The organism is Streptomyces sp. ISL-1, from assembly GCF_018614585.1.
Taxonomy (GTDB): domain Bacteria; phylum Actinomycetota; class Actinomycetes; order Streptomycetales; family Streptomycetaceae; genus Streptomyces; species Streptomyces maoxianensis.
Window position 1 is genome coordinate 1 of sequence record NZ_JAGGOI010000006.1, and the last position, 12,663, is coordinate 12,663.

11 protein-coding genes and 1 pseudogene are annotated in these 12,663 nt (G+C 69.6%); 9 read left to right on the forward strand and 3 right to left on the reverse strand.

Features of this window, described 5'->3' with window-relative positions:
- The 3 genes and pseudogenes from J7E87_RS04270 to J7E87_RS04280 form a co-directional block, all read left to right on the forward strand.
- Positions 1–320 (forward strand): annotated as a pseudogene (locus tag J7E87_RS04270) (RNA helicase); the annotation flags it as partial.
- Positions 321–717: 397 nt separating this feature from the next.
- Complete coding sequence (locus tag J7E87_RS04275) at positions 718–1,917, forward strand: hypothetical protein (protein ID WP_215090036.1); 1,200 nt, start codon at positions 718–720, stop codon at positions 1,915–1,917.
- Positions 1,918–2,063: 146 nt separating this feature from the next.
- Positions 2,064–2,738 carry a class F sortase gene (locus J7E87_RS04280; RefSeq protein ID WP_215090038.1) on the forward strand — a complete coding sequence of 225 codons (675 nt, stop codon included), beginning with the start codon at positions 2,064–2,066 and terminating at the stop codon, positions 2,736–2,738.
- A 121-nt stretch (positions 2,739–2,859) separates the two neighbouring features.
- On the opposite strand, the gene J7E87_RS04285 is transcribed toward J7E87_RS04280, so the two are convergent.
- Positions 2,860–3,567, reverse strand: a complete 708-nt coding sequence (locus J7E87_RS04285; protein WP_215090040.1) for an HAD family phosphatase — start codon at positions 3,565–3,567, stop codon at positions 2,860–2,862.
- Positions 3,568–3,592: 25 nt separating this feature from the next.
- Complete coding sequence (locus J7E87_RS04290) at positions 3,593–4,075, reverse strand: Lrp/AsnC family transcriptional regulator (RefSeq protein WP_215090042.1); 483 nt, start codon at positions 4,073–4,075, stop codon at positions 3,593–3,595.
- A gap of 139 nt (positions 4,076–4,214) precedes the next feature.
- Between J7E87_RS04290 and J7E87_RS04295 the strand changes: the two genes are divergently transcribed.
- Positions 4,215–5,897, forward strand: coding sequence for a LuxR family transcriptional regulator (locus J7E87_RS04295; RefSeq protein WP_215090044.1), 1,683 nt, complete (start codon positions 4,215–4,217; stop codon positions 5,895–5,897).
- A 192-nt stretch (positions 5,898–6,089) separates the two neighbouring features.
- Entirely contained in the window at positions 6,090–7,475 is a 1,386-nt protein-coding gene (locus J7E87_RS04300; RefSeq protein ID WP_215090046.1) for an FAD-binding oxidoreductase, read from the forward strand.
- 87 nt (positions 7,476–7,562) lie between these two features.
- Here J7E87_RS04300 and J7E87_RS04305 read toward each other — a convergent pair whose 3' ends face one another.
- On the reverse strand, positions 7,563–7,961 hold the full coding sequence (locus tag J7E87_RS04305; RefSeq protein ID WP_215090048.1) for an SHOCT domain-containing protein: 399 nt from the start codon (positions 7,959–7,961) through the stop codon (positions 7,563–7,565).
- Between the two features lie 226 nt (positions 7,962–8,187).
- Between J7E87_RS04305 and J7E87_RS04310 the strand changes: the two genes are divergently transcribed.
- The 4 genes from J7E87_RS04310 (at position 8,188) to J7E87_RS04325 (ending at position 12,615) form a co-directional block, all read left to right on the forward strand.
- A complete protein-coding gene (locus tag J7E87_RS04310) occupies positions 8,188–8,391 on the forward strand; it encodes a cold-shock protein (RefSeq protein WP_215090050.1) in 204 nt (67 codons plus the stop codon).
- A gap of 325 nt (positions 8,392–8,716) precedes the next feature.
- Positions 8,717–10,219, forward strand: a complete 1,503-nt coding sequence (locus J7E87_RS04315) for an FUSC family protein (RefSeq protein WP_215090448.1) — start codon at positions 8,717–8,719, stop codon at positions 10,217–10,219.
- 122 nt (positions 10,220–10,341) lie between these two features.
- The gene (locus tag J7E87_RS04320) at positions 10,342–11,493 is read left to right on the forward strand and encodes a nitric oxide synthase oxygenase (RefSeq protein WP_215090052.1); all 1,152 of its coding nucleotides are present in this window, start codon (positions 10,342–10,344) and stop codon (positions 11,491–11,493) included.
- A 72-nt stretch (positions 11,494–11,565) separates the two neighbouring features.
- Entirely contained in the window at positions 11,566–12,615 is a 1,050-nt protein-coding gene (locus tag J7E87_RS04325) for a lactonase family protein (RefSeq protein WP_215090055.1), read from the forward strand.
- The last annotated feature ends 48 nt before the right edge of the window (positions 12,616–12,663 follow it).

The window sequence follows — 12,663 nt, forward strand, 5'->3', positions numbered from 1 at the left end:
TCGTCACCCTGGTCCTGCCCAATCAGCGCCGCGACATGACCCGCCTCATGGCCGACGCGGGCATCACCCCCCAGATCGCCCAAGTACGCTCCGGCGAGGCCGAACTGAGCCGCATCACCGGCGCCCAGGCCCCCTCCGGCGTCCCAATCAGCGTCAGCGCGCCGATCACGGAGCGCCCCAAGCGTGGCGGCGCCCCGTTCCGAGGCCGAGGCACTCGCCCGGGCCAGCCCGGGCGCTCCGGTGGCGAATCACGCCGGTCCGCCGAGGCCCGCCAGACCGCTGAGGCCCGAAAGGCCGCACGGGTCCGTCGGTCCGCGTAGTCCGCGCGCAGGATGAAAACCCCCTGTGGGGAGCTGCATCCTCCGGCGTGATCCGCGTTCCCGCTCAGGCACTCCGCGCGGATCGCCGCCCTCTGAGCCGGCACCGCTCCCCGCCCGACCGGGGCTGTAATGAGGCGGATCATCAAGCCGAGAATGAGGCACCGTCAGCGGATGAACGCCGCCGAGTAGAGATGAAACCTCTACTCGGCGCGGCGTGCCGTCCAACGGGTGACTATTGGCTGGTTGTCACACGAAGGGCCCCATGGTGTAGCTCGAATGCGGAGCTCTCCGGTGGTGCGGAGACGAAATCCGGCTAACGGTGAATCACGTCGCCCCTGCGATTCCATGAGCCGATGAAGTGTCGGCCGTCGCAGCCGCGGCGAAAGGAATGTGACTCATGCGCTCTGCCCGCACCCTGTTCGCGTCGGCGGCCGTCTCCGCGGTCCTCGCGATTACCACTCCTGCCGCATATGCCCTGACCCTGGCCGACGACCAGGACAGCGGCTCCTCCAGCGGCTACAGCCAAGAGTCCGAGAAGGGCGACAAGTCCGAGAAGGACGAGAAGTCCGAGAAGAGTGAGAAGTCCGAGGAGGGCTACAAGTCCGAGAAGGGCGACGACGAGTCCAAGAAGGACGACTCCGAGGCCAAGAAGGACGACTCCGAGAAGAAGGGCGACGACGAGTCCAAGAAGGACGACTCGGAGTCCAAGAAGGACGATCACGGGGACAAGAAGGACGACTACGGGTCCAAGAAGGACGACCACGAGGACAAGAAGTACGACCACGGGGACAAGAAGTACGACCACGGTGACAAGAAGCACGACCACGGGGACAAGAAGGACGACCACGGGGACAAGGACGACGACGAGGACAAGCCGAACGGTGGTGTTGACACCGGTGGCGGCGCTCTGGCCATGGTCATGGCCGACGACGAGGACGGCGAGAAGTCCGAGAAGGGCGACAAGTCCGAGAAGGGCGACGACGAGTCCAAGAAGGACGACTCCGAGTCCAAGAAGGACGATCACGAGGACAAGAAGGACGACTACGGGTCCAAGAAGGATGACCACGAGGACAAGAAGTACGACCACGGTGACAAGAAGTACGACCACGGTGACAAGAAGCACGACCACGGGGACAAGAAGGACGACCACGGGGACAAGGACGACGACGAGGACAAGCCGAACGGTGGTGTTGACACCGGTGGCGGCGCTCTGGCCATGACCATGGCCGACGACGAGGAGGGCTACAAGTCGGAGAAGGGCGACGACTCCAAGAAGGACGACGACTCCAAGAAGGACGACGACTCCAAGAAGGACGACCACGGGGACAAGAAGGACGACTACGGGTCCAAGAAGGACGACCACGAGGACAAGAAGTACGACCACGGTGACAAGAAGGACGACCACGGGGACAAGGACGACCACGGGGACAAGGACGACGACGAGGACAAGCCGAACGGTGGCGTTCACACCGGTGGCGGTGGCACGGCCCTGCCCGGCGGGAGCCTGGCTGCCGGCGCGGTGCTGATGCTCGGTGGTCTCGGTGCAGGCGCGTACCGGCTGCGTCGCCGTAACGCGTCCGGTGTTTCGCCGGCCTGACGGGGTTTGCCCCATAGCAGTTCGCTTGCCGTCGCGGCCGCCGCCCTCCCGGGCGGTGGCCGCGACGATTGCCCTTTCGGCACCGCAGCCTCTTCCGTCGTCTCCCGGCGCCCCACTGACGTCCTAAATGCGAAAGGCACGCTCGCATGACCGCCCAGCAGCCTCCTGGTTCCGCCCTCGCCTCCCGTCCCCTCGGCCGCGTCCTGCTGTGGCCCGCACTGGCGGTTGTGCTGGGTTTCTTCCTTATCTACAACTTCTTCGGCGCGTCGGTGGAACTCAAGCCACCCGCCCGCGCCGCGGCTTCCGCCCCCGCCGCGCCACCGGGGGCTGCCGCCCCGGCCGACGAGCTGGTGCTGCCCCGTTCCGTCCCGAAGCGGATCGCGATCTCGGAGATCGCCGTCGACGCGCCGTTCACGGCGCTGTCCATCGGCTCGTCCGGACAGCTGAACGCACCACCACCGGACGACAACAATCTGGTCGGCTGGTTCGAGGGGGGTGTCACACCCGGCGAGCGCGGCACCTCAGTCGTCGCGGGCCACGTCGACACCAAGACCGGTCCGGCTGTGTTCCTGCAGCTCAGCTTGCTCAAGCCTGGAAGCACGGTCGACATCACCCGCGAAGACGGCACCGTCGCCACGTTCAAGGTCGACTCCGTCGAAACCTTCAGCAAGGCGCACTTCCCCAATGAGCGCGTCTACGCCGACACCCCCTCCCCACAGCTGCGTCTGATCACCTGCGGAGGCGATTACGACAGGAAGGCGATGGACTACACGGACAACGTGGTGGTGTTCGCCCACCTCGACTCCGTCAAACGTGCCTGAACCGCTGCCCCGGAACCGGGACATCGGCCGCACAGCACGTCGAACGGACCGTCAGGGCGGCCCGGCCTTCCGGCGCCACCCCGCCATCGCTCCGGTCACGTCCGTCAGTCGGCCCTGGGCGTCAACCTGATGCCCGTCGGGAGACCCGCTGGGCGACGAGCCAGTCGTACGCCGCCCGCGCCGTGAACTCGCCCTGTCCGCCCGCGAAGAGCAGCTCCGCCGCCCGGAACACCGGGTCGTCGGCCGTCGCGGGCACATAGGGAATGGCGATACAGCGCATGCCGGCGGCGTGGGCGGCCGCCGCGCCGGGAGGCGCGTCCTCCAGCACCACACAGTCGCCGGGACCGGTACCCAGGCGGCGCGCGGCATCAAGGAAGATGTCGGGCTCCGGCTTGCCCTGCGCGACCTCCTCGGCGGAGACGACCGTCGGTATGAACGCGTCAAGTCCGGTGCCCGCCATCACCACCTCGATGGCGGCGCGGGACGAACCGGATGCCACCGCCATCGGCACTCCTTTCGAGTGCAGCAGTTCCACGAACTTCCGCATCTCGGGGAAGACCTCCGTCGAGGCGCGCGCCAGCTCCAGATAGTTCCGGTTCTTCCCGGCCAGCAACTCGTCGACCGGTGCCTCGATCCCGTACTCCCCGCGCAGAATCTCCAGCGTCTCCCGCGTCCCGATGCCGATGAAGCGCGTGTGGTGCTCCCAGCTGAAGTCCGGCACGCCGTGCTGGGCCAGGAGCCTGCGCCCCGCTTCGTAGTAATTCGGCTCGCTGTCCACGAGGGTGCCGTCGAGATCGAAGATGACCGAAGGGGAACGCGAAGTGCTCATGCGTTCCAGCATGCCAAGGCGCGGCTCAGCGTGAGGTGCCGGCCGACCGGCCCACCGATTCGACCAGCGGCAGCAGCCGGTGGGGGACCCGCTCGCGGAGCGCCATCTCGGTGCGCGTGCGCACCACGCCCGGCAGTTGGATCAGTCGCTGGATGACGTCTTCGAGGTGTCCGTTGTCGCGCGCGGCGACCCGGGTCAGCAGATCGCCGCCGCCGGTGATCGAGAACGCCTCGATGATTTCCGGTACGGCCGCGAGCGCGTCGCCGACCTCGTCCAGATGCCCCTGGGTGACCTCGATATGGACGAAAGCGAGGACGGGGTGCCCGAGGGCGGCGGGGGAGAGGTACGGTCCCATGCCCGTGATCACGCCGTCCCGCTCAAGCCGGTCGATCCGGGCCTGCAGGGTGCCGCGGGCGATGCCCAGGATCCGGGCGTACTCGCGCACGCTGGTACGCGGCTGCTCGATCAGCAGCCGCAGGATGCGGGTGTCGAGCGCGTCCACCGCCATAGTCCGTTGGCCTCCCTCTGGTCCGATACCCCGGTACATGACCGTACCAATGGCCCAATTCCGTAACGCGCCCCGAGGCTGCCCGCTCCTATCCTGATGAGGGGTGGTCCGGCTCGCGGAGAGCGCGAAGGGAGCCGCGGTGGCTGACCAGATCACCGGCGCAGAGCAGGCGATCGAGCAGGCGAGGGACGCTGTCGCCCGTGAGGCCTGGGCCGATGCCTACGCCGCCCTGCGCGACATCGACCCCGACCGGCTGACTTCCGACGACCTCGCCGCACTCGCCGATGCCGCGTGGTGGACCCGTCGCGTCGATGAATCGATCGAGGCGCGGAAAAAGGCCTACTCCGGCTATGTGGCGGCGGGCGCCGCCCGGCAGGCCGGATTCAGCGCCTGGATGCTCTTCTACGAGTATCAGCTGGCGGGACGTACGGCGGCGGCCGCCGGCTGGCTCCGCCGGTCCCGGCAGCACCTCAGCGGCGAACCCGAGTGCGTCGAGCAGTGCTATCTCGCCTGGGTCGAAGCCGAAGAGGCACAGCAGCGAGGCGCGTTCGACGAGGCGATGAACGGCGCCCACCGCATGGCCGGCATCGCGCGGCGCTGCGGCAGCCCGGATCTCCTCGCCATGAGCGCCCAGGTGCAGGCGAGCGTGCTGCTGGCCCGGGGACGGGTCGTCGGCGGGCTCGCACTGCTGGACGACGCCATGTGCTCCGCCATGGCCGGCGAGCTGAGCTCGTTCTTCACCGGGTGGATCTACTGCCTGGGACTCCAGCAGTGCATGGCCTGCGCCGACCTGGAACGGGCCGTCGAGTGGACCGAGGCCGCCATGGCCTGGTGTGCGTCGATGCCCGAGGAGAACAACTTCCGCGGGCTGTGCCGGGTACACCGGGTGGAGGTGCTGGAGCTGTGCGGTGACTGGCCCCGGGCCGAGACCGAGGCCGCCCTGACCTGCAGGGAGCTGCTGCCCTACGAGGCGAGGACGGCCGCGGAGGCGTTCTACCTGACCGGTGGCATCCAGCGGCGGCGCGGCGAGTTGGCCGCGGCTGAGGCATCGTACGACCGCGCTCATGAGCTTGGCCGCGACCCGCAGCCGGGCCTCGCCCTGCTGCGCCTGGCCCAGGGCAAGGCCGACTCATCCGCTGCCGCCCTGCGGCTCGCACTGGCGGCCGAGGGCGGTGGGGATGATGGTGGTCCCGGCCGCCTCGGGCGCTGTCGGTTGCTCGCGGCCCAGGTCGAGGTCTCGCTCGCACTCGGGCAGCTCGGCCAGGCCCGTACGGCAGCGGACGAACTGGAGTCGACCGCTCGCGCCTGGCAGCAGCGGCGCGAGTCCGAGACCACCGTGCTGCATGCGACCGCCGCGGCGGCGGGCGGCGCGGTGGCATTCGCCGACCGCGACCTCGAGCGGGCGCTGTCCCTGCTGCACCGGGCGCTGTCGCTGTGGCTGGAACTGGGAGTCCCGTACGAGGCGGCGCAGGTCCGGATGACCCTCGCCGCCGCCGACCGCGCCGCCGGGGACGACGAAGGCGCACGGCTGGAACTCCGGGCCGCGCAGGCGGTCTTCGAGCGGCTGAGCGCGGTGCCCGATGCGCGGCGGGCGGCGGCCCTGCTCAGCGCTGTGCACCACCGCCTCCCCGGTGAGCTCACCGTGCGTGAAATGCAAGTGCTGCGCCTTGTCGCCTCGGGCCGGACCAACCGGTCCATCGCCGCCGAGCTGGTGATCAGCGAGCACACCGTCGCCCGTCACCTCAACAACATCTTCGCGAAGCTCGATGTGTCTTCCAGGGCCGCTGCCACGGCGTACGCCTGCACACACGGCCTCGCGTGATCCCGTATGCGATGGGGCGCATGGGCTGTTCTGCCCATGGGTGGTTCGGCGAGATGGGCGGTTTTGGCGATGAGGGCCGCTCGGCCCCGTGCCTAGAAAGGTGCTGTCCGCATTCCCGAAGAGTCCCGGGATCCCTGAATATCCCCGAAGGTCCGCACGGACCACTGAAGACGCGGAAAGCCGGTGGCGGCCATGACCACCTACACGCCAGCCCTCGACGACAAGCTGTTGGAGGGGCTGCAGGGGGCCGTACGGGGCGACATCGTCCAGCCCGGCGACCCCGACTACGACGAGGCCCGCAAGGTCTACAACGCGATGCACGACAAGCGGCCGGCGATCATCGTCCGGCCCGTCGACGTGGGCGACGTCGTCGCCACCGTCGACTTTGCCCGGGAGCGGGATCTGCTGCTGGCGGTACGCGGCGGCAGCCACAGCGTCTCCGGCTACGGCACCTGCGACGGTGGCGTCGTGCTCGACCTCGGGCGCATGCGCGGGATTCGGATCGACCCGCAGGCACGTACGGCTCGGGCCGAGGGCGGCTGCACCTGGGCCGATGTCAACCACGCCACGCACGCCTTCGGCCTGGCCACCACGGGCGGCATCGTGTCCAGTACCGGTGTCGGCGGTCTGACGACGGGAGGCGGCATGGGGTATCTGGCCCGGCGCTATGGGCTGGTCTGCGACAACCTGGTCTCGGCCGACCTGGTCACGGCCGACGGGTCCTTTCTGACCTGTACCGAGGAGCGCAACGCCGACCTGCTGTGGGCAGTGCGCGGCGGGGGCGGGAACTTCGGAGTCGTCACATCCTTCGAGTACCGGCTGCACCCGGTGGCCGACATTCTCGGTGGGCCGACGTTCTATCCGCTCGACGGCGACGTGATGCGCGGATACCGGGAGTTGATCGCCGGCTTCGACGAGAAGCTCGGCGCCGTGCTCGTCGTCGCGCTCGGCCCGCCGGTGCCGTTCCTGCCCGAGCGCTGGCACGGCCGGCCGCTCTGCGGAGTGGTCACCTGCTGGAGCGGCCCCGAGGATGAGGACGATGAGGTCCGTGCCCGCCTCGCCGAGCTTGGTCCGGTCGTGGGGCAGTACCTCGAACGCATTCCGTATCCGGTGATCAACACTCTCTTCGACGACCTGCTGCCCGCGGGCCTCTTCCACTACTGGAAGGGCACCTTCAGCCAGGGACTGCCGGACGGGGCCATCGACGCGTACGTCGACTACGGCGCCACGACTCCCACCATCCAGAGCGCGACCGTCGTGTTCCCCATCGATGGCGCCTGCCACCGAGTGGGGCCGCAGGAGACCGCGTTCACCTACCGGGACGCCGACTTCGCGACCGCACTCAGCCCGACCCTCCCCACCCGCGCCGACTGCGAGGCCACTGTCGGCTGGGCGCGCGCCTTCGCGGCGGCACTCGAGCCCCACTCCTTGGAGGGTGGCTATGTGAACTTCATGGACCACGACGACCAAGGCCGGGTCCGGGCCAACTACCGTGAGAACTATGACCGCCTGACGACGATGAAGCGACGCTACGACCCCGGCAATCTGTTCCGCCTGAACCACAACATCACGCCCTGAGAAGCCTCGCGGTCACCGTGGGCAGGGGCCCGTATCGCCCTCCGTCCGGCCCGGACGCCGCGAGACCGGGGCGATGCCGCCGCTCCCTCAGGCGAGGAGCTTGTCCTTCGCCCTCTGGAATTCCTCGTCGGTGAGGAGGCCCTTTTCCTTCAGCTCGGCCAGCCTGGCCAGTTCGTCGGCTCCGCCGCCCGTACGTCCGCCGGAGCCGGCCGCGTCACGGATGTACGCCTTGACCGACTCGTCGGCCGCCTTGGCCTGCTGGGCGTCGCGCTCTCCCATCGACTTGCCACGGACGATCACATAGACCAGCACGCCCACGAACGGCACCGCGAGCACCAGGATCAGCCAGCCCGCCTTGAGCCATCCGTTGAGGTCGTGGCTGCGAAAGATGTCCGTGACGACCTTGAAGAGCAGGAACAGCCACATGACCCAGATGAAGAACCAGAGCATGGTCCAGAAGAGATTGAGCAACGGGTAGTCGTCCATGAATCAGTCATAACATCGAATATCGGCCGCTGCCCGAGAAGCGAGAGCGCCTCGGTACAGCGTCGCGTCGCCCGTCTGGCGGGTGGCGGGTGGCCACCCAGCTGGTCGAGGTCGAGTTCCCGGGCGAAAGCCGCACGGGGTGACAAAATTGGGAGCGCAGTCTCGATGGGGCTGCGGTCGGTGCCCGATGAGGCGGCACCGTGGCATGGGACAAGGGATCGAATCGATGGCAACAGGCACTGTGAAGTGGTTCAACGCCGACAAGGGCTTCGGCTTCATCCAGCAGGACGACGGCGGCCCGGACGTGTTCGTCCACTTCTCCGCCATTCAGACCACAGGCTTCAAGGAGCTGCAGGAGGGCGACAAGGTCGAATACGAAGTCACCCAGGGCCCCAAGGGCCCGCAGGCGGAGCAGGTCCACCCCAGGTAGGCACCCGCGCCGCCAGGTAGGCGCCCGCGCCATGGCGCGGGCGCCTACGCAGCGCGGCACCTGCGTACGCTCCGCGATCAGCGGCATACGCGGTCGTAGTCGGCGGGCCGGTTCGATGATGAGCCGGACCTCGACTTGGTAGTCCGTTGGCTCGTATCGCGGCCGTGATCGGCGGGTCCGGATAGGCCAACGGTCCATTGGTTCGAGCGTCACTTGAGCCAATGGGGGTGCGGATGTTCTGATGTAGGGGTCGATGGCGCTGCGGAATCCGCGGCGCCTTTTCCATGTCAGGGCGAGGGCGGGGCCGAAAGCAGTGCTGAAGAGGATGTTCGTGGTGCCGGATCCGGGTCGACTGCGGCTGCGCAGCGCCACTCGGTCCGTCCTCGGCGTCGGCGGGGCGGTTGTCGCGTGCAGTCTCGCCGGTCACACCCTCACCGGCGTCATCACCGGCGGCCTGGCCGCGCTTCTCGCGCTCTTCAACGTCGTCGACCCCACCGTGCGGGCCCAAGCGGTGACCACGGCCCTTCTCCCCGCCGCCGGATTCCCGGTGCTGGCGCTGGCGACGACCCTGCACGCCGAGCCGCTGCCGCGCGCCGCCGCCTGGCTCGCCCTGATCTTCTGCGGCGTCTACGCCCGGCGCTGGGGCGCGCGCGGACAGGCGCTGGGGATCTTCGCCTTCATGATGTTCTTCGTCACCCAGTTCCTGGACGCGGTCCCGGCCCAGCTGCCGGAGCTGTACGCGTCGGTGGCGCTGGCCATCGTCGCCTGTTCGGTGGTCCGCTTCGGTCTGTGGTGCATCGAACGGCGCACGCCGCCGCCCGCGGCCCCCGCGCCGTTCCCCGGTCGCGGACTCGCCCGCCCCACCACCCGCCAGGCCTTCCAGGCGACCTTCGCCTGCGGCATCGCGCTCGCGGCCGGGCAACTGATCTCGCCGGACCGCTGGTACTGGGCCGTCGCCACCGCCTGGTGGATATTCGTCAACACCGCATCGCGCGGCGAGACCCTGGTCCGGGGCTTCCGCCGGGTCCTCGGCACCGTCACCGGCATCGCCGCGGGCCTGCTCGTCGCCATCCCGATCGCGGGCGCGCCCGCGCCCACCGCCGCCCTGGTCGCCGTCTGCGTTTTCGGGATCTTCTACACGGCCGCGGCCTCGTACAGCTGGATGATGTTCTTCGTCACCGTCATGGCCGGTCTGCTGTACGGGCTGCTCGGCGTGCTGCACCCCGGGCTGCTGCTGCTCCGGTTCGAGGAGACAGCGGCCGGCGCGCTGGGCGCGGCGCTCGGCGTCGCCCTGATCCTGCCCCTCACTACGCATGCCGCGACCGACGCCTGGATCCGGCGCGCCCTGCACTGTGTGCACGGCTGCACCACCACTGCCGCGCGCCGGCTGGCCGGGGACGAGCAGGCCGACCCCGCCCCGCTCGCCGCCGAACTGGAGCTGCTGCTCGGCCGGGTACGGCTCTCCCTCGCGCCGCTCGTCCACCCGCTCAGCCCGCTGCGCGCCCGCAAGGCGCGCGCCCGCCAGGTGATCGTGCTGCTGGACGAATGCGCACGCGAGGTCCGCGGCCTCGCCGCCGTCGCCGCCGACCCGGAGGCTTCGCACGACGCGCGGCTGGCCGACGCCTGCCACCGTGTCGAAGCCGCGGTGCATGCCCTGGTGCCGCCCGCCGCCCGGCAGGCGGCGGTCCACAGCGACCCCGTAGCGGTGCCTCAGCACCACCCCGGTGCCGAGGCGGCCCTCACGCATCTCCAGGCGCTGGAGCGGGCGCTGGCGGAGCTGGACGCGCCCCTGCGTACCTCTCCGCGCGCCCCTCTTGTGCCCGCCTGACCTGGGGAATAGGCGCAAAGCCCTTGAACGAGGCAAATTCCCCCGGCACACACAGGGTGATCAGGCTGTTCAAGGGGTAGCCACAGCGGCATCCACGTTCCAGGAGCCCGGGGGTGCGCACCATGCGGCAGTCTCAGTTCAGACCCTTGTGCCTGACAGGCGCACAGGTGGACCGGCAGGAGGCGGAGGATTTCATCCGCCTCCACCACCGGGAGGAGCGAGCGGGGGGCGACCCGGCCGCCCGGATCGCCGCCGTCCTCGCGGAGATCGACGAGACCGGCACTTATCGCCACACCCGAGCGGAGCTCGCCCACGGCGCACGCGTCGCGTGGCGCAACAGCAACCGCTGCATCGGCCGCCTCTACTGGCGCTCCCTGCGAATACGCGACCGAAGACACATCGACGACGCCGACTCCGTGGCACGCGAGTCGGTGGAACACCTGCGCCAGGCCACCAATGACGGCCGCATCCGCCCGATGATCACTGTCTTCGCCCCGGACGAGCCCGGACGCCCCGGCCCGCGGATCTGGAACGAGCAGCTCGTACGGTACGCGGGTTACAGCTCCGCCCACGGGCCCACCGTGGGCGACCCCCGCAACGTCGCCCTCACCGACGTCGCCTTACGGCTCGGCTGGCAGGGCGGGCCCGGCACGCACTTCGACCTGCTGCCCCTCGTCATCGAGGACGGCGACGGCAAGCCGCGCTGGTTCGAGCTGCCGGGCGACGCCGTCCTCGAAGTGGAGCTGCACCATCCTGAGGAGAGCTGGTACGAGGATCTTGGCCTGCGCTGGCACGCCGTACCCGCCGTCTCGAACATGTGCCTGGAGATCGGCGGAATCTGCTACCCCGCAGCCCCCTTCAACGGCTGGTACATGGGCACCGAGATCGGCGCCCGCAACCTCGCCGACACCGACCGCTACGACCTGTTGCCGCGCATCGCCGAGCGGCTGGGCCTCGACACGACGAGCGACCGCTCGCTGTGGAAGGACCGGGCGCTGGTCGAGCTGAACCGCGCCGTGCTGCACTCCTTCGACCGCGCTGGCGTCACTGTCACAGACCACCACACCGAATCGCGCCGCTTCCTGACCCATCTGGACCGGGAGGCGAGCCGTGGCCGCTGCGTCGGCGCCGACTGGTCGTGGATCGTGCCGCCGATCTCGGGCTCGGCGACGCCCGTCTTCCACCGTACGTACGACTCCACACAGCGGCGGCCCGCCTATGTCCACCACCCGGATGCGCAGGCACGCGCCCACGGTGAACGCGACTTGCGGTAGCCGGACTTGGTCTAGACCGCCTGCTACCGTCTGCCCGGCAACAAGCGATCAGTCGGCGAGAGGGGAAACGCTGTGCTCGACAAGGGCGCCGGGCGGGCATTCATCGGGTCGTTCACCTCGGCAGGAGGCCGCGGGATCATCGCCGCGGACGTGGACGGGGAAACCGGTGCGCTCGCCGAGACGGGAGCGAGCGACGCCGTCGCCGACCCCTCGTATCTCGCCATCGCGATCGGATCCGGCGGCCCGGTCCTCTACGCCGTCTCGGAGACAGCCGAGGGCGCGGTGGCGGCCTTCGACGTCAACGGGCCCTCGCCGAAGCCGATCGGTGCGCGGATCCCCGTGTGCGGCGAAGGCCCCACCCATCTCGCGCTCACAGCGGGCCATCTGGTGACCGCCAATTACGGATCGGGCAGCGTCACCGTGCTCCCTGTCACAGCCGGCGGAGAGCCCTTCGCCGCCAGTGGCGTACTGCAGCACGAGGGCGCGGGCCCCGACCCGCAACGGCAGCGCGGTCCGCACGCCCATCAGGTGCTGCCCGATCCGACCGGGCGCTGGGTGCTCGGCGTCGACCTCGGCACCGACTCGATACGGATCTGCGCCCTTGACCCCGACGCGGGTGAGCTGACCCTGCACGGCGAGACAGCGCTGCGCCCCGGAACGGGCCCGCGCCATCTCGCCTTCCACCCCGCGGGCAGCCATGCCTATGTGCTGAACGAGCTCGAGCCGACCCTCACCGTCTGCCGCTGGGACGCGGACGCGGGCGTCCTCGAGCCGATCGGCGAGACGCCGGTGGTGCCGGACGGCGTCGATGGACCCGTGTACCCGTCCGAGGTGGTCGTCTCGCACGACGGCAGGCATCTGTGGACCGCCAACCGCGGCCACGACAGCATCGCCGTACTCGCGCTCGACGGGACGCGAGAGAAGGCGGAGCTGGTCACCACAGTGCCCTGCGGCGGGCACTGGCCGCGCGATCTCGCCCTGGATCCGACGGGACGCAGGCTGTACGCGGCCAACGAGCGCTCCGGGGACGTCACGTGGTTCGACATCGACCCGGAGACAGGCGTGCCGCGCAGGGCGGGCTCCCTAGACGCCCCCGCGGCCTCCTGCGTGATCTTCGCCTGATCACCGGGCCGTAGCGCGAGGGCCCGCACCGTTCGAGTGATGCGGGCT

Bases quoted from the DNA above. Each gene is read 5' to 3' on its own strand.
- J7E87_RS04305 (WP_215090048.1), bottom strand. From the start codon at position 7,961: ATGGACGACTACCCGTTGCTCAATCTCTTCTGGACCATGCTCTGGTTC.
- J7E87_RS04315 (WP_215090448.1), top strand. From the start codon at position 8,717: ATGTTCGTGGTGCCGGATCCGGGTCGACTGCGGCTGCGCAGCGCCACT.
- J7E87_RS04310 (WP_215090050.1), top strand. From the start codon at position 8,188: ATGGCAACAGGCACTGTGAAGTGGTTCAACGCCGACAAGGGCTTCGGC.
- J7E87_RS04320 (WP_215090052.1), top strand. From the start codon at position 10,342: ATGCGGCAGTCTCAGTTCAGACCCTTGTGCCTGACAGGCGCACAGGTG.
- J7E87_RS04290 (WP_215090042.1), bottom strand. From the start codon at position 4,075: ATGGCGGTGGACGCGCTCGACACCCGCATCCTGCGGCTGCTGATCGAG.
- J7E87_RS04285 (WP_215090040.1), bottom strand. From the start codon at position 3,567: ATGAGCACTTCGCGTTCCCCTTCGGTCATCTTCGATCTCGACGGCACC.
- J7E87_RS04275 (WP_215090036.1), top strand. From the start codon at position 718: ATGCGCTCTGCCCGCACCCTGTTCGCGTCGGCGGCCGTCTCCGCGGTC.
- J7E87_RS04280 (WP_215090038.1), top strand. From the start codon at position 2,064: ATGACCGCCCAGCAGCCTCCTGGTTCCGCCCTCGCCTCCCGTCCCCTC.
- J7E87_RS04300 (WP_215090046.1), top strand. From the start codon at position 6,090: ATGACCACCTACACGCCAGCCCTCGACGACAAGCTGTTGGAGGGGCTG.